20 protein-coding genes are annotated in these 21,031 nt (G+C 36.4%); all 20 read right to left on the bottom strand.

Annotated features, from left to right (window positions below; translation table 11 throughout):
* Positions 1-5: 5 nt before the first annotated feature.
* The gene (gene xerC / locus KI338_RS03810; RefSeq protein ID WP_212919630.1) at positions 6-920 is read right to left on the bottom strand and encodes a tyrosine recombinase XerC; all 915 of its coding nucleotides are present in this window, start codon (positions 918-920) and stop codon (positions 6-8) included.
* A 422-nt stretch (positions 921-1,342) separates the two neighbouring features.
* The gene (gene topA / locus KI338_RS03805) at positions 1,343-3,421 is read right to left on the bottom strand and encodes a type I DNA topoisomerase (protein WP_212919629.1); all 2,079 of its coding nucleotides are present in this window, start codon (positions 3,419-3,421) and stop codon (positions 1,343-1,345) included.
* 212 nt (positions 3,422-3,633) lie between these two features.
* On the bottom strand, positions 3,634-4,548 hold the full coding sequence (gene dprA / locus KI338_RS03800; RefSeq protein ID WP_212919628.1) for a DNA-processing protein DprA: 915 nt from the start codon (positions 4,546-4,548) through the stop codon (positions 3,634-3,636).
* Positions 4,549-4,653: 105 nt separating this feature from the next.
* The gene (sucD, locus tag KI338_RS03795) at positions 4,654-5,556 is read right to left on the bottom strand and encodes a succinate--CoA ligase subunit alpha (RefSeq protein WP_212919627.1); all 903 of its coding nucleotides are present in this window, start codon (positions 5,554-5,556) and stop codon (positions 4,654-4,656) included.
* 55 nt (positions 5,557-5,611) lie between these two features.
* Positions 5,612-6,778, bottom strand: a complete 1,167-nt coding sequence (sucC, locus tag KI338_RS03790) for an ADP-forming succinate--CoA ligase subunit beta (protein ID WP_212919626.1) — start codon at positions 6,776-6,778, stop codon at positions 5,612-5,614.
* A 91-nt stretch (positions 6,779-6,869) separates the two neighbouring features.
* On the bottom strand, positions 6,870-7,151 hold the full coding sequence (locus KI338_RS03785; protein ID WP_212919625.1) for an EscU/YscU/HrcU family type III secretion system export apparatus switch protein: 282 nt from the start codon (positions 7,149-7,151) through the stop codon (positions 6,870-6,872).
* The gene (locus tag KI338_RS03780; RefSeq protein WP_212919624.1) at positions 7,148-8,875 is read right to left on the bottom strand and encodes a hypothetical protein; all 1,728 of its coding nucleotides are present in this window, start codon (positions 8,873-8,875) and stop codon (positions 7,148-7,150) included. Before KI338_RS03780 ends, KI338_RS03785 begins: the two co-directional genes overlap by 4 nt.
* Before the next feature lies 1 nt (position 8,876).
* Positions 8,877-9,650 carry a ribonuclease HII gene (gene rnhB, locus KI338_RS03775; RefSeq protein ID WP_212919623.1) on the bottom strand — a complete coding sequence of 258 codons (774 nt, stop codon included), beginning with the start codon at positions 9,648-9,650 and terminating at the stop codon, positions 8,877-8,879.
* A 79-nt stretch (positions 9,651-9,729) separates the two neighbouring features.
* The gene (ylqF, locus tag KI338_RS03770) at positions 9,730-10,584 is read right to left on the bottom strand and encodes a ribosome biogenesis GTPase YlqF (protein ID WP_212919622.1); all 855 of its coding nucleotides are present in this window, start codon (positions 10,582-10,584) and stop codon (positions 9,730-9,732) included.
* 7 nt (positions 10,585-10,591) lie between these two features.
* Positions 10,592-11,140 (bottom strand): signal peptidase I, encoded by a 549-nt coding sequence (gene lepB / locus KI338_RS03765; RefSeq protein WP_212919621.1) that lies wholly within the window; start codon positions 11,138-11,140, stop codon positions 10,592-10,594.
* Between the two features lie 153 nt (positions 11,141-11,293).
* Positions 11,294-11,638 (bottom strand): 50S ribosomal protein L19, encoded by a 345-nt coding sequence (gene rplS / locus KI338_RS03760; RefSeq protein WP_212919620.1) that lies wholly within the window; start codon positions 11,636-11,638, stop codon positions 11,294-11,296.
* A 184-nt stretch (positions 11,639-11,822) separates the two neighbouring features.
* Complete coding sequence (gene trmD / locus KI338_RS03755; RefSeq protein ID WP_212919619.1) at positions 11,823-12,557, bottom strand: tRNA (guanosine(37)-N1)-methyltransferase TrmD; 735 nt, start codon at positions 12,555-12,557, stop codon at positions 11,823-11,825.
* Complete coding sequence (rimM, locus tag KI338_RS03750; RefSeq protein WP_212919618.1) at positions 12,557-13,072, bottom strand: ribosome maturation factor RimM; 516 nt, start codon at positions 13,070-13,072, stop codon at positions 12,557-12,559. Before rimM ends, trmD begins: the two co-directional genes overlap by 1 nt.
* Positions 13,073-13,085: 13 nt before the next feature.
* Positions 13,086-13,475, bottom strand: a complete 390-nt coding sequence (locus KI338_RS03745; protein ID WP_212919617.1) for a YlqD family protein — start codon at positions 13,473-13,475, stop codon at positions 13,086-13,088.
* Between the two features lie 169 nt (positions 13,476-13,644).
* The gene (locus tag KI338_RS03740; RefSeq protein WP_212919616.1) at positions 13,645-13,872 is read right to left on the bottom strand and encodes a KH domain-containing protein; all 228 of its coding nucleotides are present in this window, start codon (positions 13,870-13,872) and stop codon (positions 13,645-13,647) included.
* A gap of 14 nt (positions 13,873-13,886) precedes the next feature.
* Entirely contained in the window at positions 13,887-14,159 is a 273-nt protein-coding gene (gene rpsP / locus KI338_RS03735; protein ID WP_212919615.1) for a 30S ribosomal protein S16, read from the bottom strand.
* A 302-nt stretch (positions 14,160-14,461) separates the two neighbouring features.
* On the bottom strand, positions 14,462-15,811 hold the full coding sequence (gene ffh / locus KI338_RS03730; RefSeq protein ID WP_212919614.1) for a signal recognition particle protein: 1,350 nt from the start codon (positions 15,809-15,811) through the stop codon (positions 14,462-14,464).
* Positions 15,812-15,824: 13 nt separating this feature from the next.
* Positions 15,825-16,151, bottom strand: coding sequence for a putative DNA-binding protein (locus KI338_RS03725; RefSeq protein ID WP_212919613.1), 327 nt, complete (start codon positions 16,149-16,151; stop codon positions 15,825-15,827).
* A 141-nt stretch (positions 16,152-16,292) separates the two neighbouring features.
* On the bottom strand, positions 16,293-17,297 hold the full coding sequence (ftsY, locus tag KI338_RS03720; protein ID WP_212919612.1) for a signal recognition particle-docking protein FtsY: 1,005 nt from the start codon (positions 17,295-17,297) through the stop codon (positions 16,293-16,295).
* A 16-nt stretch (positions 17,298-17,313) separates the two neighbouring features.
* Positions 17,314-20,880: a chromosome segregation protein SMC gene (smc, locus tag KI338_RS03715; RefSeq protein ID WP_212919611.1), complete on the bottom strand. Its 3,567-nt coding sequence runs from the start codon at positions 20,878-20,880 to the stop codon at positions 17,314-17,316.
* Between the last annotated feature and the right edge of the window lie 151 nt (positions 20,881-21,031).

The following is a 21,031-nucleotide window of genomic DNA, read 5'->3' as shown; positions in this document are numbered from 1 at the left end:
ATCCGTTATTCTCGACTTTTAGCTCTCGGATGGCTATTTAAATAAATATTACGTAAATGATCCTTTGTCACATGTGTATAAATTTGTGTAGTAGATAGATTTTCATGTCCGAGTAACTCTTGAACTGTCCGTAAGTCTGCACCTTCATTTAACATATGAGTCGCAAATGTGTGCCTGATCTTATGAGGGTGAACATTTACAGTTAGCGCTGCTTTTTCTACCATTTTATCAAGTACTAAACGAATTCCTCTTGTTGTGATAGAATTCCCTCTAGCGTTTAGAAATAGAGCTTCAGCATTCGTCCCGTTCTTTTCAAGTAGCTGCCTTCTACCATCCTGTATGTATACCTGAAGTGCCTTTTCGGCAAAGGTACCGAATGGAACGTATCGCTCTTTCCTACCCTTCCCTTTAACAAGCAACGTACCAATTGAAAAGTCTATATCTCGAATCCTTAACTGCTGACATTCACTTACACGGATTCCAGTTCCATATAAAATTTCAATTAGAGCTTGATTCCTTTGACCCAACGGATCTGCTAAGTCATTGACTTCAAATAGTTTTTCTATCTCTTCTTCATATAGGAAGCCCGGAATTGTTTTAGCTGCCTTAGGTAATGTAATTACCATAAAAGGGTTGGAATCTACTATTTCCTCTCGCTCGAGAAACTTATAAAATGTACGTAAACTAGAAATTTTTCTAGATACCGATTTCCGCGATAACTTTCTATCGTAAAGTGTTGTTAAGAAAAGTCGAACAGTTTGTTGGTCAATATCTTGTAACACAATAATTCCCTCTTGCAATAAAAAAGACAAGAACTCCTGCAAATCATGTTGGTAATATTCTATTGTGTATGGTGAAGCATTTTTTTCTATTTGAAGATATTCTGTAAACAACTGTTGATATTCACCAAAGCGTTCCAAATCCTCACCTCAACTTGACAGCCATTTAAAAATATACCATACACAGAGGCGGAAATGCAATAAATTTAACAAAATTGTAACAAAATTCTGAATTGATTGCAATACCTACCCATTCGTGACTATTTTGAAGCATTATCTTACATGATAAACCAATTCTAGTATATAATAGTGTCAAGTACATTCGCTTACCAATGCTTTATTATAGCGATTACGAAATAATTAGTCAACGAAGAAGTCTTCATTTTTCGACATAATTCGATACCTTCAAATATTGCGAATTAACTTTATACACATTATTTTTACCAATTATCCAAAAATTATAATCAAAAGCTATATTACTTTCTTTCCCTTGATAATCCAATATCAAACTTTTCCTATGATTATCCTAAATAGAGTCACTCAGAAACCTGAGTGACTCTTTATTACCCTTGACTATTTTCTTTATAATCACAGTTGGTACATACAATTTGCGTTTCTTTCTTCCCGCGTTTTTCAACGAGTAAAGAATCACATTTTGGACATGGCCTTGCAATCGGTTTATCCCATGAGACAAAGTCACACTCTGGGAATCGATCACAACCATAAAATAATCGCTGTTTTTTGGATTTTCTTTCTACTACATTGCCTTCTTTACATTTTGGACAGGTTACACCTATGTCCTTTAGAATCGGCTTTGTGTTGCGACAATCTGGAAAGTTTGAGCAAGCTAGGAATTTGCCATATCGCCCCATTTTATAAACCATTTCATGACCACAGTTCTCACAAGTGACTCCTGCAGGCTCATCTCTTATCTCAACTTTATCCATTTCCTCTTCAGCTTTTGCTAATCGCTTTTGGAAGCCATTGTAAAAGTCATCAACAATATTAACCCACTCTATCTTTCCCTCTTCTATCGCATCTAAATCATTTTCCATTTTAGCTGTAAAGTCTGCATCAATAATTTCAGGGAAAAACTCTTTTAAGGATTCTATGACAATAATTCCCAGTTCAGTAGGAACAAATCGTTTATTATCTAGTGTGACATAGCCACGACGTTGTATCGTGTCAATTGTTGGTGCGTAAGTAGAAGGTCTTCCAATTCCTAATTCCTCCATCGTTTTTACAAGTCTTGCCTCTGTATAACGTGGAGGTGGCTGTGTAAAATGCTGATTTGGATTAATTTCTTCAGCATTAATTTCCATACCCGCTTCTAAATCAGGTAGCATCCTATTCTCTTCTTTTTGATTATCATCTGATCCCTCTATATAAACTTTCATAAATCCTTTGAATTTTACAGTAGAGCCTGTTGCACGAAATTCTACATTATTATTCAGCATTTTGACAGTCATCGTGTCTAGGATTGCTGGCGCCATTTGGCTTGCCAAGAAACGTTCCCAAATTAATTTATACAGACGAAGCTGATCTCTTGAAAGTTTATCTTTTAGCATGCTAGGTTCTCGAAGTATGGAAGTAGGGCGAATGGCTTCGTGTGCATCTTGTGCATTCCCTTTTTGTTTTTCAGCTTTGTTTTCACCGAGATACGAAGCGCCATAGGTTTGTTCAATAAACCCTTTCGCTTCCTGTTTAGCAGTTTCCGATATACGTGTTGAGTCAGTACGCATATATGTTATTAAACCAGTAATACCTCCTGCCGATTTCCCTAAATCTATTCCTTCATACAGCTGCTGAGCAATCATCATTGTTTTCTTAGCGCGGAAGTTTAGTTTTCTAGCTGCTTCCTGTTGCAAGGATGAGGTTGTAAATGGTTTTGCAGGATTTCGTTTTCTTTCTTTTTTAACAACATTATCAACAGAAAACTTTTTATCCACCATTATATCTAGTATTTCTTTTACATCCTTTTCGGAATTAAGCTCTAATTTCTTACCGTCCATTCCGTAAAAGGAGCCCTCAAATGTATCTTTTCCTTTTTTAAAAACCCCTTCAATGGACCAGTACTCTTCTGGGTTAAAATTATTAATTTCATTTTCTCTATCTATTATTAGTTTTAATGCAACAGATTGAACGCGCCCAGCACTTAGTCCTTTTTTCACTTTTTTCCATAGTAAAGGACTAATATTATAACCGACTAAACGGTCAAGTACTCTCCTTGCTTGCTGAGCATCAACAAGGTCCGTATCTATCGACCTTGGATTTTTAAATGAGTCCTTAATCGCATCCTTCGTAATTTCATTAAATACTACTCGACATTGAGAGTTCTCATCAACATTAAGTGCATGAGCTAAATGCCAAGCAATCGCCTCACCCTCACGATCCGGGTCGGCAGCAAGAAATACTTTTTTCGCTTTTTTCGCAGATTTCTTCAAATCCTTTAAAATATCACCTTTACCTCGAATGGTAATATACTTTATCTTATATCCATCTTCTACATCAACTCCCATTTGACTCTTCGGTAAGTCAATAACATGTCCCATGGAAGCTTTTACTTTATATTTTTTTCCCAAGTATCGTTCAATTGTTTTAGCTTTTGCAGGCGATTCAACAATTACGAGATAGTCAGCCATTCTATTCCTCCTTAACTGAGGTAACGAAAATCTAGTACAAGTAATCCTAAATCCTTCGTGTCCTAAAAAGTGCTATACATCTTAATGTAAGAATAGATAATTAAAATGTCAATATTTTCAGTTTTAACTTTCTATTCAATAATAAAATTCTTCATTAAATCCTCACTAATATTAAATATATACGCTTCATTTGTCAAACATACAATATAACTTTATTTCAAAATACCTGTAATGTGGTACCAATTATCCTTCAAAATTTCCCAGTCTAAAAATATATCTTCATAGGTTTGGACTAGTTTTGCTCCGTCTTGTATCAATTGCAGACAACCCTTTGATTCTAGAATATAAGGTGGTCCTGGTACTGCATATACCTCCCTGCCTTGATCTAAAGCTTGATCAACTGTTATTAATGTCCCACTTTTTTCAGTTGCTTCGATTACAAGTGTACCAAATGACAACCCACTTATTATACGATTTCTTTCGGGGAAGTGATAAGGCTTTGGTCTAACATTAGGCGGATATTCTGATATAGCTAGTCCATTTTGAGTAATATGCTTGAATAGCATACTATTTTCTTGTGGATATACATGATGAAATCCACTACCTAATACGGCTATTGTTTTCCCTTTATGAAGGAGTGCCAATCGATGGGCATAGCTGTCTATCCCCCTAGCCATTCCGCTAACAATGACCCATTTCTGCTGAACTAGTGGCGTTACGATAAATTTCATATTAGGATATGCCAAAGGAGATGGTTTTCTAGTACCAATTACACTTAATAAGGGGGCAGATGTTAATAGGGATAAATTCCCAGCTGCATATAACACGATTGGGGCATCCTTAATAGCTTTTAACATAGGAGGATAGTTATCGTCAAGTATAGTAATAATCGAATATCGTTTTTGATCACGATAAATATCTTGTATTATCTCTTCATTATGTAAATCTTGGTATAGTAATTCAGATTTTTCTTGGTTAGTGGAAAGATATCTACTTAACTGTGAGGAGGATAACTGAAAGACATTTTTAAGGGAAGGATCAATTTGAAGTAGCCTACGGAGTTTTTGGCGTGATATGCCTCGACATCGATGAAGATGTATAAGTCTAATTTTACGATTTATTAGCAAAGCTTCACTTCCTTTCTATATTAAGGAAGGAATCTAAAAGAATTAACTCTTTTAGATTCCTTTTCATTTCGAGAAAAAATATTAGTGAAAATTACCTAAAAGGTATTAGTGAGTTTTACATTTTTCAGCTAATCCTTTTTCCTTAAGAACACGAATCATTGTTTCTCCAATAACCGCTGGTGTTTCAGCAACTTCAATTCCGCATTCATTCATCACACGTATTTTCTCTTCTGCGGTACCTTTACCACCAGAGATAATTGCTCCAGCATGGCCCATTCGTTTTCCTGGAGGTGCTGTTGCTCCACCTATAAAGCCTACTACTGGTTTTGTCATATTTGCTTTAACCCACTCAGCAGCCTCTTCTTCTGCAGTACCTCCAATTTCACCAATCATTACGACTGCATATGTTTCTGGGTCTTCATTAAATGCTTTTAGTACATCAATGAAATTAGTACCGTTTACAGGGTCTCCACCGATTCCTACTGCTGTAGTTTGACCATAGCCAGCTTGGGATAATTGATGAACTGCTTCATATGTTAATGTTCCAGAACGAGATACAACTCCAATATGTCCTTTTGTATGGATATATCCTGGCATAATTCCGATCTTACATTCACCAGGAGTGATGACACCTGGACAGTTTGGTCCTACTAAACGCGTTTTCTTACCTTCCATATAACGCTTTACTTTAACCATATCTAGGACTGGAATATGCTCTGTAATACAAATAACTAGGTCTAGCTCTGCATCTACTGCTTCTAAAATTGCATCTGCGGCAAAAGGAGCAGGAACATATATTACAGATGCAGTTGCACCTGTTGCATCTACCGCTTCCTTCACAGTATTAAATACAGGTACACCTTCAACCTCTGTACCGCCTTTTTTTGGTGTCACACCACCAACTATTTTAGTGCCATACTCAAGCATTTGCTTGGTGTGGAATCTAGCAGTACCACCAGTGATACCTTGGACAATTACTTTTGTATCTTTATTAACATAAACACTCATTTTCGTCCGTCCTTTCCAAAAACTAGTCTATTAATATACAAGATTTATTATCCGATTATGCACCTTTTACTAAAGATACAATTTTTTCTGCACCATCAGCCATAGAATCAGCAGGAATAATATTTAACCCAGATTCGTTTAGAATTTTCTTACCTAGGTCAACATTCGTTCCTTCTAGACGAACAACTAAAGGTAAATTTAATCCTACTTGTTTTGTAGCTTCTACAACACCTTCAGCTATAACATCACACTTCATAATGCCGCCAAAGATATTGACAAAAATACCTTTTACATTTTTATCGGACAAAATGATTTTAAACGCTTCTGTAACCTTTTCAGCAGTTGCACCGCCCCCAACATCTAAAAAGTTAGCCGGTTCGCCGCCATAGAATTTAATAATATCCATAGTTGACATTGCAAGCCCTGCACCATTAACCATACAACCGATATTACCATCTAATGCAACATAGCTAAGGTCATACTTAGATGCTTCGATTTCCTTTTCATCTTCTTCATCATAATCACGATATTCCACTACATCATTTTGACGATATAAAGCGTTATCATCAAAGTTTAATTTTGCATCTAGTGCTAACACTTCTCCATCACCCGTTGTAACAAGTGGGTTGATTTCTGCGATCGAACAATCTTTTTCTACAAATGCTTGATAAAGGCCAGACATGAATTTCACTGCTTTATTAATTAATTCATCTGGAATATTCATATTAAATGCTAGTCTACGAGCTTGATATCCGGATAAACCAACAACAGGGTCAATAATTTCTTTGAAGATTTTTTCAGGTGTCTTCGCTGCCACCTCTTCAATTTCAGTACCACCCTCTTCAGAGCCCATCATGACAACTCGAGAGGTAGCACGATCAAGTACTACACCGATATAATACTCTTTCTTAATATCACAGCCCTCTTCAATTAAAAGACGTTTCACTTCTTTACCTTCAGGGCCAGTTTGATGTGTTACAAGGGTTTTACCAAGAATTTCATTTGCATATGTACGAACTTCATCTAAATTCTTAGCTACCTTAACACCGCCCGCTTTACCGCGGCCACCTGCGTGAATTTGTGCTTTTACTACAGTAACAGAAGTGCCTAATTTCTCCGCTGCCTCTACAGCTTCATCTACTGTATATGCAACATATCCATTAGGAACTTTTACACCATATTTGCGTAAAATTTCTTTCCCTTGATACTCATGAATATTCATTCTTTGTCCTCCCATCAAAATTCACTGCATTTTTATTGTATTAAAAAACAGAAAATTGCACAAGAAAAGAGTAAAAAATATGTCGGAAATACTAGTCTTTCTTAATCCCTTCAAATCGTTGATCAGTTCGATAAATAAAAGCAAAGACTTCAGCCACTGCATGATAAAGCTCTTTAGGGATTTTTTCATTAATATCTAACTCTGCTAGTAATTCGACAAGTGTATGGTCTTCCATAATAGGAATCTGATTTTCTTTCGCTTTCTGAATAATCTCTTCAGCAATTAGTCCCTTCCCTGTTGCCGTCACCTTAGGCGCATAATCTTTTCTCGGGTCATATGATAATGCTACTGCCTTTTGTCTTTTTAGTTTCATATCCGATAATCAACTCCTCGATAGGTTTCATGCTGTTTTTCAGGAATTTTATCCTTTTTGTCAGCTAATTGATTATTCGATAATGGTTTATATGTAACGGATGTTAACTGGTAATCAATTTTTGCCAAACCTTCTTTTAATCCAGATTTTAAATGATGGATGGTTTCATCTATTGGATAATCATTTAATATCGTCAAGGATATAGTACGCTTTTGAACGTGCATATCAATCACTGTTTTTTCAATATGATTCAATTCTAAAAAGAACATAATTCTACAAAACTCTTTATTCAACTCTCCATCTTTATTTTTAGTACCCTCAAAGGATAATTCAATATCGGAGCTTAGCCCAAATTTACCCGCTGGAATAACTAATTGCGCTTGTAAAAAATTGTCAGATTCCTGAATAGATTGTAATTGGACACCATTCATAAAATGTAACAACCTTGTAGCCACTTCCTGCGTATTACCATCAGATTGTTGCATTAATTGAGTTACCAAGCCTTTTAACGTATGCTGAGGATTCATCTCCTCCTGGTGAATTACTTTTTCATAATTTAAACCAGATTGAGTTAGAACATTTCTTGTTTGTTCCAAAAATAAATCCTTTAGTATTCTAGTATGATGTTCACCTATTTTTGTTTGGTTCTCTTGGTTTGCTAAAATCTCTAGATCAATAATAATATTTCGCAAATCCTTTGGAGTATTAAGGACCTGAAAATCTACTTGTTGCGCAACAGTTCTCATTGTTTGCTGTAAGTCATATGTAAGTTTTCCAAACTGCTCTTCAGGTAATGCCATTCCCTTGGTAACACTTTCATGTAGTAAATTTCCCCATGTTTGTAGAAATAAAGCTGCCTGATCGCGGATTACTGGGGCTTTAGGTAAAATATTCGTTAGCACTTGTAAAATCCTATTATGATTATACTCAGTAACCATAACACTAGCATCTTGTTTATTTGTTTGCTGTAACTGTTGTCCCCAATCTGAATATTGCATGTCACGATTAATGAAACGAATTGCTTTTAAAAAGTTAAATGTTGCTGGATTATCTGTCAGTCGCTGAACTAATTCAAATTTGTAATTCTCTGAACTCCCTGTATATCGAGCTAACAGTGTCATTAATTGCTGCTTTACTTGGTGATTGAGTTTCTGTTCTTGTTGAAGCGTCTGTTCAAGTAACAGAAGCTGACTATAAAATTCATTACTTTCCCTTAAAAATAGGGAGAGATAAATATTCGGTGTTATCGGCATCCTATTAGAAAACATTTCTAGTAATACCTGCTGAGCTAATAACCTGTTTCCTGCGCGATCTAATAACAACACTGCTTGCTGTAACTGGTCTTTCTCAAAGGGGATTTTCTGTTGTAATAAAAGCTCAACGAATTCTGCATTGCCTTTTGTTGGTTTTATTCCAAATTGCTGTAAGAGACTTTCAGCGTTACTGAGCTGTGACTGTCTTAGGGCCTCTCCAATTACCTTTAATTGAGGAATTTCTCTTCCCTCCTGAACTTGAAAATGATACTTAGCACCAACCTCCAATGCTGCCTCTAATTGGGCAATCAATAATGTTGTTCCGAGCTGAATCTGAGCTTTATTATTTGGATAAATCGCTACTATTTTCCCTTGTACAATTTGACCAGGTCTTAAAGCTTGACCATCTTGTCTCAGATTTGCAATCACTTTTCCCATTATTTGTTGTATATTCAGCTTAAAACACCTCACTTTATCCTTTTTGACAATCGCGAACAGGTGCAAATGATTGACGATGATATGGTGATATTCCGTACATTTGTAATCCTTCCAAATGAGCTTTTGTACCATAGCCCATATTCGATCGAAAATCATACATCGGATATTGTTTATCAATTTCCTTCATGATACGATCTCGAGTTACTTTTGCTAATATGCTAGCAGCTGCAATTGAAATGCTATTCGCATCACCTTTAATAATAGATTCAGATGAACAATGTAGATTCTCAAGTTGAACAGCATCTATTAATACATGCTCAGCTGGAGGTTGTAATTGACCTATTGCTTTATGCATTGCCATTTTGGTTGCTTCAAGAATATTTAGATTGTCTATTGTTTGATTATCTATTATTGCAATTCCATAGCTTATAGCTTCCTCTTTAATTACAGCAAAGTACTCTTCCCTTTTTTGTTCTGCTAATTGCTTAGAATCATTTAAACCTAGTAACTTAAAATCTCTTGGTAGTATCACCGCTGCAGCCACAACAGGTCCAGCAAGTGGGCCTCTTCCCGCTTCATCAACCCCAGCTACTAGATATTTTCCTTTTTCATAGCTAACTCTTTCATATGTACTCATTTCTTGGAAAAGTTGCTCTAACGCTTTCTCTTTCAATAATTGTTTTTCATAGGACGAGACAATCTGTTGAACGCCTTTGCGCTGATCGTTTTTTAACGTCAGAATGTCCGCTTCTTTTAGCTTCCCTGCTTGAAACAATGCCTTTATTTCATTAATAGATTGAGCTTTCATTTTTAATTTCCTTTCCCTTATGTTCTATATCGGCAGAATTAGAAAAAAGAAAAGACATCCATCTAAATTGATGGATGCCTTATTCTTCCGTTACTGGTTTTTCTAGGGTAATATTTCCAAGTCTACCAGTCCTTAAATCACGTAGTACAATCTCAGCAACCTTATCAAAATTAACATTTCCCCCGCTTTCTAAGGCACCTCGAAGCTTACCAATTTGGATAAAAACTTCCAGCATATCATCCTCCGAGACTTCTATTTGGTACCGTTCCAGCAAAAGGCTAGGGTAATTCTCTTGTAAATAGCGAAGAACAAAAGCAACGATATCTTGCAATGACAATAATTGGTCTTTAATCGTACCAATAGCAGCTAATCGATAGCCGACGATCTGATCCTCAAATTTAGGCCAAAGGATTCCAGGCGTATCAAGTAACTCAAAATCCTTTTTCACTTTTATCCAAAGCTGCTGTTTCGTGACACCTGGCCTGTCTCCAACCTTAGCAATTTTCTTATTTGCTAGCCGATTAATTAAAGTTGACTTTCCTACATTCGGTATACCCACAATCATAGCCCTAGCTGGTCTAGGTTTAATACCCTTTTTAATCATTTTTTCTAATTTTTGCTGTCCTAATTCTTTTGCGAGCTGAATTACACGACTAATATCAGCCTTATCATTTACGTTTACGGCTAATGCGGGAATACCTCTCTCTTTAAAATAAGCTATCCAATCTTCCGTAATTTTTGCATCTGCTAAATCACGCTTCATGAGTAACATCATTTTTGATTTTTGCTGTAATATTTGCTGGAGCATTGGGTTTTGCGAAGATAGTGGTGCCCTTGCATCGACTAGCTCCATGACAAAGTCAACTAACTTCAGTCTTTCTTCAATTTCCCTTCTTGCTTTTGCCATATGTCCTGGAAACCACTGAATTGTCATATAAAATCTACTCTCCTAACAACTGCATACGATCAAATGGCCAATAAATGACACTCGCCTTCCCAACTATTTGATCAATTGGTATCGGTCCAAGTATTCTACTGTCAGTAGAATTCGTACGGTTATCTCCTAATACAAAGACATGTCCTTCGGGAACGGTTGAATAATTCCCGGTAACTTCTTCTAACGTAAAATCATATGTCATTACTATATTATCATCTTGAAAAAACTTTTCCTTTATAGGTTGTCCATTTATGTATAAAACATTGTCCTTATATGCTACATGATCACCAGGCAGCCCAATAACTCGTTTTATAAAGTCCTTTTGATCATTCGCATGAAAAACAACAATATCAAATCTTTCTGGTTCATCAATACGATAAATAAATTTATTTACTATCATTTGGTCACGATTATGTAGTGTTGGCTGCATAGATGGGCCATCGACAACTATTGGTGTGAAAAGAAATGTTCTAACGAGAAAAGCTAATACAAATGCTATTAATAAGGCTTTAACCCAATCAAACCAATCACTTTTTTCTTTTGTCTTTGCCATTTTCTAGAACCTCCAAAACCTACAATATGGATGACATTATTAATATTATCATTCTTTTATCCCTTATGAAACTGGCTGAAGGATTTTCTTAAGTAAAAAGGAGCTTGAACATGTACCAAGCTCCTTTCTAACTTTTGATTTTGTATTCTTTTCTTATCGACGCTCTTTAATACGCGCTGCTTTTCCGCGTAGGTTACGAAGATAGTAAAGTTTCGCACGACGAACAATACCGCGGCGAGTAACTTCAATTTTATCAACACGAGGTGAATGTACTGGGAAAGTACGTTCTACACCAACACCATAAGAAATTTTTCTTACAGTAAATGTCTCGCTGATTCCACCGTTTTGACGTTTAATAACGACACCTTCGAAAACCTGGATACGTTCACGAGTTCCTTCTACTACCTTAACGTGAACTTTAACAGTATCTCCTGGGCGGAAATCAGGATGATCAGTACGAAGTTGATCTTTTGTGATTTCTTCGATTAATTTTTGCATCCTGCTTCACTCCTTCCAAACCAATGCTCTTATTACACGTTATGTAACAGCGGAACATCGTTTATAAGCACTTAAGCGCACTTAAGCACAATAAATAATATACCATAACAAGAAGTAGACTTCAATCTTTTATTTTTTATTTTTCTACGACGAAGATGTAATCTAAATCCATACGACATCTTCCTTATTTATCGTCCATTATTTCCTTTAGAATCAATCTATCTTCTTCCGAAAGAGGATAATTGTTTAATAAGTCCTTACGACGTTGAAGTGTTCTCTTTAGTGATTCTCTATGTCTCCAAGCATCGATTTTTGCATGGTCACCTGAAAGTAGCACATCTGGAACCCTCATTCCCCTAAAATCAGCTGGTCTCGTATAGTGAGGATGCTCTAATAAACCAGATGAAAACGAGTCCATCGGAGCTGACTCACTATTGCCTAGTACATCAGGCAACAATCTAACGATACTATCCACTACTACCATTGCACCTAGCTCTCCACCAGTTAATACATAATCTCCAATGGAGATTTCATCAGTAACTAAATGTTCTCGGATACGTTCATCGTACCCCTCATAATGACCACATATAATGATTAAATGCTCTTCTCTCGACAGTTCTTCAGCTTTCTTCTGCGTATATCTCTCACCCTGAGGACACATTAATAAAACTCGAGGTTTAGAGGGCCTTTTTTTCGTAATTGCTTCCATAGCATCAAAAATAGGCTGTGGTGCTAAGACCATCCCAGCTCCACCACCGTATGGATAATCGTCCACTTTATGATGTTTGTTGGTTGTATAATCGCGAAAATTAACCAGTTGGTAGCTAAAGCTATTTTTATCCTGAGCCTTCTTTAGTATGGATGTATTAAACACGCCTTCAATCATTTCTGGAAATAGCGTTAATATATCAATATGCATTACTCTAGCAATCCTTCCATTGGTTCAATTACTACTTTCTTTCCTTCCACATCGATTTCAAGAACAACATCCTCGATGTATGGAATCAGTATATCCTTCCCGCTTTGTCGCTGAACTACCCAAACATCATTGGCACCCGGTGATAGGATTTCTTTTATATGTCCGACTGCTTCACCAGAGGTTGTATACACTTCACAGCCAATTATCTCATGATAGTAATATTCATTTTCTTCTAATTCAGTTAGCTGGGATTCTGTAATTTTTAAAAAAGAGCCTTTAAAATGCTCTACATCGTTAATATTATTTAACCCTTGAAAATGTATTAAATCATATCCCTTGTGTATCCGATGTCCATCGATAATCAGTTCTTCTATCTTTTTCTGATCACTTACCAGGTAAAGCGTATTCCCAATATTAAATCGTTCATCAAAATCACTGATACGCAAAACCTTTACATCGCCACGTATTCCATGTGTATTAATAATCTTTCCTACCGTGTACATTTTTTCATTCATTCTATCTCACCCACTATTTATCAATCCGAATTACAATGTCATCTTTTATAACGATTGCTGTTTGTTCTATTAATTCATTCCAATGCGTACCAACATTCACTTCAACAAGAGCCTCAACTTCACCTTCCACAATTTCACTTCCAATATCGAGCATTTCTAGTTGTTCTATTTTAAAGACGATAAGGTTGATTTTTTCTTTCCGTTTTTTGATTTCTTGCTGAAAACGACTTTGAAGCTGTTGCTTAGAGATACCTTTTTTATTTTGTAATTTTCGCTGTTCAAATAACAGCTGTTGACACTCTTGTTCAAGACGCATTTTTTGATTATTGAATTTTTGTTTTAAAGCTGATTTACTATTTTCAGTAATGACCTGTTTAATGACTACCTTTTTTATGATATTCATTTAAATTCCTCACTCTCAATCATACCTCTAATAGAAAAATTGAAATCTATTCCAGCACTACTAGAACAGAAGTTATTGTGTTTTCGTGAAGTGAAAATTTAAATTGTTTCTCTAGACGGTGTAATCACCTGTAGGAGAATGAGTAAAAAGGGAAAGGTTTCCCTTTCCCTCACATGATATCTAGATAGATTCGTTTATTTGCATCCGTTTTGGCTGCATAAACCACAGTACGAATCGCTTTAGCGATACGGCCATTTTTGCCAATTACCTTACCAACGTCATTCTGATTGACAGTGAGATGATAAACAATTTTAGTTTCCTCTTCTCTTTCTGTCACATTAACATCCTCTGGATAATCAACTAATGGTGTAACAATCGATTCAATTAGGGCTTTCATGATATCACACTACTTTACTTATTAGTTTTTTGTTCGTGGAATTTCTTCATGATGCCTTCTTTAGAAAATAAATTACGTACTGTATCACTTGGCTTAGCACCTTTTGCCATCCAATCAAGTGCTTTTGCTTCATCTATTTTAACTTCAACTGGATCAACTACAGGGTTATAAGTTCCAATTTGCTCAATAGAACGTCCGTCACGAGGAGAACGTGAATCAGCTACAACAATACGATAGAATGGATTTCTTTTAGAACCCATACGTTTTAAACGAATTTTTACTGCCATTACTTGCACCTCCATTATTATGTTCTCACAAGAATTGATTTTAACAGAAAGTTTTTAGTCTGTAAAGTGTTTTTACATTACATCTTGTTTTTTATACTATTTTTAAACATTATCAATAAATGCTGGTTGTTAGGCCATGTCCGTGATCCGAATACACTTCGCTTTCCACGGGCGGCTGAAGAGACTCCTCGTGTATCGCATTGCGGGGTCTAACCTAGGCCTATCCTCCCGCAGGAGTCTTCGTGTATTCGGATCACTCTGTGCATCAAAAAAATAAAAATACTTAACTCACCACAATTAATCTAAAACGGGTTAAATGGTAGTTTGAAGCCTTTTCCTTTTTTGCCTTTTTGCATGTTTGTCATTTGTTTCATCATTTTTTTCATTTCATCAAACTGCTTTAATAAACGGTTAACCTGAGAAACCGATGTCCCGGATCCTTTTGCGATTCTTTTTTTACGACTAGCATTCATAATTGACGGATCATTTCGCTCTTGTTTTGTCATAGACTGGATTATTGCCTCCACATGAGCTAATTGTTTTTCGTCTACCTGAACATTTTTAAGTCCCTTCATCTTATTAGCCCCGGGTATCATTGCTAATAAATCATCCAGTGGCCCCATTTTCTTTACTTGACTCATCTGTTCTAGAAAATCGTCAAAAGTAAAGGACATTGTACGCATTTTTTCCTCTAAAGCTTTCGCTTGTTTTTCATCAACTGTTGCCTGAGCTTTTTCAATGAGAGTTAGAACGTCACCCATTCCTAAAATACGTGAAGCCATCCGCTCTGGATGAAATGGTTCTAATTGATCTAGCTTCTCACCCATACCTGCAAACTTAATGGACTTACCTGTTACAGCTTTAATTGATAATGCAGCACCACCACGAGTATCCCCGTCAAGCTTAGTTAAAACAACCCCAGTAATATCAAGTAGCTCATTAAAGCTTTCTGCTACATTAACTGCATCCTGTCCTGTCATAGCATCTACAACAAGGAAAATTTCATCTGGTTGAACGGTAGCTTTTATTTGCTCTAGCTCTTCCATTAAATCCGTATCAATATGAAGTCTACCAGCTGTGTCGATTAACACATAATCGTGATGATCTTCCTTCGCCTTCTCCATTGCTTTTTTTGCAATATCGACAGGGTTTGCTTCTGTTCCCATAGAGAAAACAGGCATATCCAACTGTGATCCTAATGTTTCTAGCTGCTTGATTGCGGCAGGACGATATACGTCACAGGCAACAAGTAAAGGCGAGCGATTATGTTTTTTCCTAAGCAAATTAGCAAGCTTACCGGTAGTTGTTGTCTTCCCAGCACCTTGAAGTCCTACCATCATAATAACTGTTGGTGGCCTATCACTTACTGCAATTTTACTCTGTTCCCCACCCATAAGCTCTGTTAATTCTTCTTTTACCACTTTAATAACCTGTTGACCTGGAGTAAGACTTTCCATTACCTCTTGGCCAACTGCACGTTCCTTTATTCGGCCAATTAATTCCTTCACTACTTTGAAATTAACATCTGCCTCTAGTAACGCTAACCGAATCTCTCGGGTCATTTCCTTTACATCTTGCTCTGAAACTTTACCTCTTCCTGTGATCTTCTTAATCGTATTTTGCAGGCGGTCGGCTAATCCTTCAAATGCCATAGAAGGTATCCCCCTAATCTAATTCTTTTAATTGATTCATATAGTTTATCAACGATTCGTCACCGATTGCAGTGACTCTTTCGTCTAGCTTTTGAATAATCTTCAATCGCTCCATAAATTTTTCATATAAATGTAGTTTTTCCTCATAGGATTCAAGCATTGCTTCTGTACGCTTAATATTATCATATACTGCTTGTCTGGAAACATTTGCTTCCTCTGATATTTCACCCAATGAGTAGTCCTCTAGATAGTACATTTCCATATAGCTTCGTTGCTTGGGTGTTAATAATGCTTGATAAAAATCTAATAAATAATTTATTCTTGTTGTTTTTTCTAGCATTCCTCTACACCCCTTGTTAAGTGAAAGTCCTTTACAAATTATGATAACGGACGATGACTGGTTTTGCAAGTAGAAGTACTGATAAAACTGGCATCCGAATATAATTGCGGATGCCAAAAAGTAATTGTCATTTTAACGATTTTACTGTTCTAATTCAGCAGCGTCTTCAATCATGTCTGCAAAGAGTCCGTATACAAAGGCATTTGCATCAAATGTTTGCAGATCCTCTGATTTTTCACCTAAACCAACAAATTTAACTGGTATGTTTAGCTCGTTTCGTATTGCTAAAACAATACCACCCTTAGCAGTTCCATCTAGTTTAGTTAAGACAATACCTGATACATTCGTAGCTTTAGAGAAGGTTTTTGCCTGAGTTAATGCGTTTTGGCCAGTTGTTGCATCTAGAACTAGTAAGACCTCGTGTGGAGCACCTGGAATTTCTCGTTCAATAACTCGCTTAACTTTTTCTAATTCATTCATCAAGTTAACTTTATTCTGCAATCTTCCAGCAGTGTCACATAGTAACACATCTACATTACGAGATTTAGCTGCCTTAATAGCGTCGAAAATAACTGCTGCTGGATCACTTCCTTCATTTTGTTTGATTACTTCGACACCCGCACGCTCGCCCCATACTTCTAGTTGCTCAATAGCACCTGCTCGGAACGTATCCCCGGCAGCTAGCATAACCGTCTTACCTTCACCTTTCAAGCGATGTGCAAGCTTTCCAATTGTCGTAGTTTTTCCAACACCATTTACACCGACAACCAATATGACACTTAAACCATTCTCTAGGAGATGTAACGTTTCAATCACTTCATTGTCATCTCCATAATAAATATCTACTAGTTTTTCAGAGATTACTTCTCTCACTTCTTTAGTATCTTTAATATTTCGACGCTGTACCTCGAACCTCAGCTCATCTATTAATTCCATTACCGTTGTAACACCAACATCAGCGGAAATTAAAACCTCCTCGAGTTCCTCGAAAAAGTCTTCATCAACTTTTCGATAACGTGCAATTAAATCATTTATTCGACCAGAAAATGATTTCCGCGTTTTCTCCATACCTTCCTTATATTTTGCTGAAACCTCTTCTTGATTATCTTGCTTAAATTTATTTTTAAGTTTTTGTAAAAAACTCATTGCTTAACACTCCTTTCTAAGATCGCATTAACTCTTTCGTTTCTTCTAAACGGACTGAAACTAGCCTGGATACCCCTGACTCTTGCATTGTTACACCATATAATACGTCAGCATTTTCCATTGTTCCCTGACGATGTGTGATCACGATAAATTGTGTGTTTTCACTATATTGTTTTACATACTTTGCAAATCGAACAACATTTGCCTCATCTAATGCGGCCTCAACCTCATCAAGAACACAGAAAGGCACTGGTCGAACCCTTAAAATGGCAAAGAGTAATGCAATAGCTGTCAAAGCTCTTTCACCACCTGATAAAAGGCCTAAATTTTGTAGCTTTTTACCAGGAGGCTGTGCAATGATGTCTACTCCTGTTTCCAGTATGTTACTTGGATCTGTTAGTTTTAGCTCTGCATGACCACCACCAAATAATTCTTTAAATACAATCGCAAATTCCTCTTTTATTTGCGAGAAGGTCGAGCTAAATAAATGCTCCATTTCCTCATCCATTTCTTTAATAGCAGAAAAGAGAGTTTGCTTTGCTTGAACTAGGTCATCACGCTGTTCCGATAAGAATGTATAGCGTTCCGAAATTCGTTCATACTCATCAATTGCTCCAAGATTTACGTTTCCTAGTCGTTCTATTTTTAGTTTAATTGCTTTTACTTCATTCTTTGCTTCCTCGATATTTTCAACCTTATCATAATCCTGCTTAGCTTTTTCAAAGGTGATAATATATTCCGTTTGAAGTACTGTTAAACGATTTTCAAGCTCTACATCTATTCGATTCGCTTTTACTTCTTTTTTCTGTAGCTTTTCCAATAATGCTTGATGGTTTTTATTTTCTTCCTTCAATTCTCTCTCATCATCCTGAAGTCTTTTCGTACGTTCCATCCTTTCAGATCGCAGTTCCTGAATGCTTTCGGTAATTGTTGTTTTTTCATTGCTTTTCTCCATTACCTTCTCGCTGATTTCCTCTTCAGTCTCATGAGATTCGGATAATTGTACTAGCTCGTCAAGTTCATCCTCTAAAGTGCGTTGACGCTGTTTTATTTCATTCAGTTGTTCCTGCAGCTTACTTTGATTTTCCTGTTGGTATTTTACACGCTCTTCTTGCTCTGCAAGCTGTACTTGATACTTATGAAAATCCTGCTGTAGTAGATCTTGATTTTCTTTAAATTCAACCTCTTCTTTTGCTAACAGGTCAATTTGAGCGTTTAGCTTTTGTAACTGTTCCTCAATTTGATTTAATTCATCATTTAGTTGACTGTCTCTATCTTCTAAAGTTTTCATATCAAGATGATATTGTTCTTTATCTTGATCATAGATAGAAAGACTATCCTTTAAGGATGCTAGTTTTAATTCTAGTTCTTTATGGGCGGCTCTTGCTTCTTGGAGCTGGAATTGGTCGTCTGATAACGTGTCCTCTAGATTCTGAAGTGCTATCTCCAGTTCTGCTATTTTGTGTTTCTGCACGTGAACCTGCTTCTCAAAATCAACTGCTTTCGCTTCGTAATCTGCTAATTTTTCAGTCAGCTCTGCTAGATCCTTTTCTCTAGTGAACAAGGATTGATTGGTCTTTTTCTGTGCACCACCTGACATGGATCCCCCCGGGTGTACTACATCACCATCTAAGGTAACGACACGATACCTTCTCAAGGTAATTCGCGCAATTTCATTGGCATCCTTTAACGTTTTTGCAATAACCACATGCCCCATTAAATGGTCGACCGACTTTTGAAAAGCACTATTGGTATTTACAAGTTTCCCAGCTATACCTACATATCCGGGATGTGATTCTATTTGTGACAATACATCACTTGGGATAAATCTTGGCTGTATGGATCCTAATGGAAGAAATGTTGCTCTACCTCCATTTGTTTTTTTCAACCAATTAATTGCTTGTCTTGCTGTCTCATCGTTTTCCACCACGATATGCTGAGCTTGTCCACCAAGAACAGTTTCTATTGCTGTTATGTATTCTTTAGGTACATCGATTAATTCAATAACAGCACCATGAATGGAAGATAGTTTCCCTTCTTCTCGAGCTCTTAAGACAGCTTTAACTCCTTGAAAGAATCCTTGAAAGTCCTCCTTCATCTCTTCTAGCATTTCTTTTTTCGATTTAAGTTTTTCTATCAATTGATAGCCTTGGAATAGCTTTGTCTGTGATTCCTGATATTGTTTACGTCGCTTCTCGATATCCAGTTTTAAATTCCTGATGGACTCATCCTTCTCCCGATAATTAGCCTCAATCGTTTGAAGAGTCTTGGTAGCTTCATCAAGGTTTTTTGTATAAATTTCTCTTTGCTTCAGCAAATCATGGAACTTTTCTTCTTGGATATCTTTTTTGCCAGTAATTTGTTGTAGTTGTTGTGCGATAGACTGTTTTTCATTTCGTTTTGCTGCCTGTTGGTTCAAGAACTCAATATATTCAGATTTCAGATCCTCAATTTGCTCTGCTAAGCTCTCTTTATCCGTGGTCAGTTTTCGCCTTAACTCTTCCACAACTTGTTTCGTTTTTTGTCTGGCTTCTATTAATGATTGTAATTTAATCTCTTCTTCTTTAAGTTCTGATTCTAAGATAAAAATCCTGCGCTCAGCTTCTTCTTTATCTGCTACAAGCTTTTCTTTATTTTCAGTATAATGCTTTATTCGTTCATGAAAAACCTGTTTCTTTCCCTCATATTGTTCCAGCTGCTGTGTAGTGATTAGCAGACGTTCCTGTAATTCATTAATTTTATCATCGATTCGATCAATTTCCTGTCTCTCACTAGCAAGAGCTGCTTCCTTCTTCTGAATACCAGTCTTCAATTCAATTTCTGCCATTTTTTCAGATTCTATTTCTTTTAATATAGCTTGCCATTCATCATGCAAGAGTTCAATTTCTGTGATCAGTAAGGAAATTTCATGGTTTTTTAATAACTCTTTTTGGTGTAAATATTCTTTTGCTGTTTCAGCCTGGGCTTTTAAAGGTTCCAATTGACTTTCAATTTCATAAATAATATCTTCTACACGATTTAAATTCTCTTGTGTTTCTGCCAGCTTATATTCCGCTTTTTTCTTTCGCTGTTTATATTTAAGTACGCCTGCCGCTTCCTCAAAAATGGTTCTTCGTTCTTCTGCTTTGGAGCTAAGGATTTCCTCAACTTTACCTTGACTTATGATAGAAAATGCTTCTTTTCCAAGACCAGAGTCTAAGAATAAATCGACAATATCTTTTAACCGACAAGACTGTTTATTAATATAAAACTCACTATCACCAGAACGATAAACTCTTCTTGTTACACTTACCTCATCAAAATCTAGTGGCAATGCATGATCGCTATTATCAAGGACAAGTGTTACTTCGGCAACATTTAGTGGTTTTCTAGTATCACTTCCTTGAAAAATAATATCCTCCATTTTGGATCCACGTAACGATTTTGCTGATTGTTCCCCCAATACCCAGCGCATCGCATCTGTAATATTACTCTTACCACTTCCGTTAGGGCCTACAACCGCTGTAACACCGGGAACAAATTCAACATTAATTCGTTCTGCAAAGGATTTAAACCCAACAGATTCTAATCGCTTTAAATACATAGACATTCTCCTATAGGAAAAAAAATCTTTATTCAGATTTAGTTTCCTTTTCTCTTTTTATACTCGAACTATATAAATTTCTATATTAAACAGTTATAGATTGGCTTTTTAACGCATTTATTTTATCATAATCGTAGACACAAAAGAAGTG

It is taken from the genome of Ornithinibacillus bavariensis (assembly GCF_018333235.1).
GTDB lineage: Bacteria > Bacillota > Bacilli > Bacillales > Amphibacillaceae > Ornithinibacillus > Ornithinibacillus bavariensis.
The sequence above is the reverse complement of the archived record's forward strand: the minus strand, read 5'-3'. Positions and strand labels throughout refer to the sequence as shown.

Bases quoted from the DNA above. Each gene is read 5' to 3' on its own strand.
- topA (WP_212919629.1), bottom strand. From the start codon at position 3,421: ATGGCTGACTATCTCGTAATTGTTGAATCGCCTGCAAAAGCTAAAACA.
- sucD (WP_212919627.1), bottom strand. From the start codon at position 5,556: ATGAGTGTTTATGTTAATAAAGATACAAAAGTAATTGTCCAAGGTATC.
- sucC (WP_212919626.1), bottom strand. From the start codon at position 6,778: ATGAATATTCATGAGTATCAAGGGAAAGAAATTTTACGCAAATATGGT.
- KI338_RS03785 (WP_212919625.1), bottom strand. From the start codon at position 7,151: ATGAAACTAAAAAGACAAAAGGCAGTAGCATTATCATATGACCCGAGA.
- rnhB (WP_212919623.1), bottom strand. From the start codon at position 9,650: ATGAAAGCTCAATCTATTAATGAAATAAAGGCATTGTTTCAAGCAGGG.
- ylqF (WP_212919622.1), bottom strand. From the start codon at position 10,584: ATGACAATTCAGTGGTTTCCAGGACATATGGCAAAAGCAAGAAGGGAA.
- lepB (WP_212919621.1), bottom strand. From the start codon at position 11,140: ATGGCAAAGACAAAAGAAAAAAGTGATTGGTTTGATTGGGTTAAAGCC.
- rplS (WP_212919620.1), bottom strand. From the start codon at position 11,638: ATGCAAAAATTAATCGAAGAAATCACAAAAGATCAACTTCGTACTGAT.
- trmD (WP_212919619.1), bottom strand. From the start codon at position 12,557: ATGCATATTGATATATTAACGCTATTTCCAGAAATGATTGAAGGCGTG.
- rimM (WP_212919618.1), bottom strand. From the start codon at position 13,072: ATGAATGAAAAAATGTACACGGTAGGAAAGATTATTAATACACATGGA.
- KI338_RS03745 (WP_212919617.1), bottom strand. From the start codon at position 13,475: ATGAATATCATAAAAAAGGTAGTCATTAAACAGGTCATTACTGAAAAT.
- KI338_RS03740 (WP_212919616.1), bottom strand. From the start codon at position 13,872: ATGAAAGCCCTAATTGAATCGATTGTTACACCATTAGTTGATTATCCA.
- rpsP (WP_212919615.1), bottom strand. From the start codon at position 14,159: ATGGCAGTAAAAATTCGTTTAAAACGTATGGGTTCTAAAAGAAATCCA.
- ffh (WP_212919614.1), bottom strand. From the start codon at position 15,811: ATGGCATTTGAAGGATTAGCCGACCGCCTGCAAAATACGATTAAGAAG.
- KI338_RS03725 (WP_212919613.1), bottom strand. From the start codon at position 16,151: ATGCTAGAAAAAACAACAAGAATAAATTATTTATTAGATTTTTATCAA.
- ftsY (WP_212919612.1), bottom strand. From the start codon at position 17,297: ATGAGTTTTTTACAAAAACTTAAAAATAAATTTAAGCAAGATAATCAA.
- smc (WP_212919611.1), bottom strand. From the start codon at position 20,880: ATGTATTTAAAGCGATTAGAATCTGTTGGGTTTAAATCCTTTGCAGAA.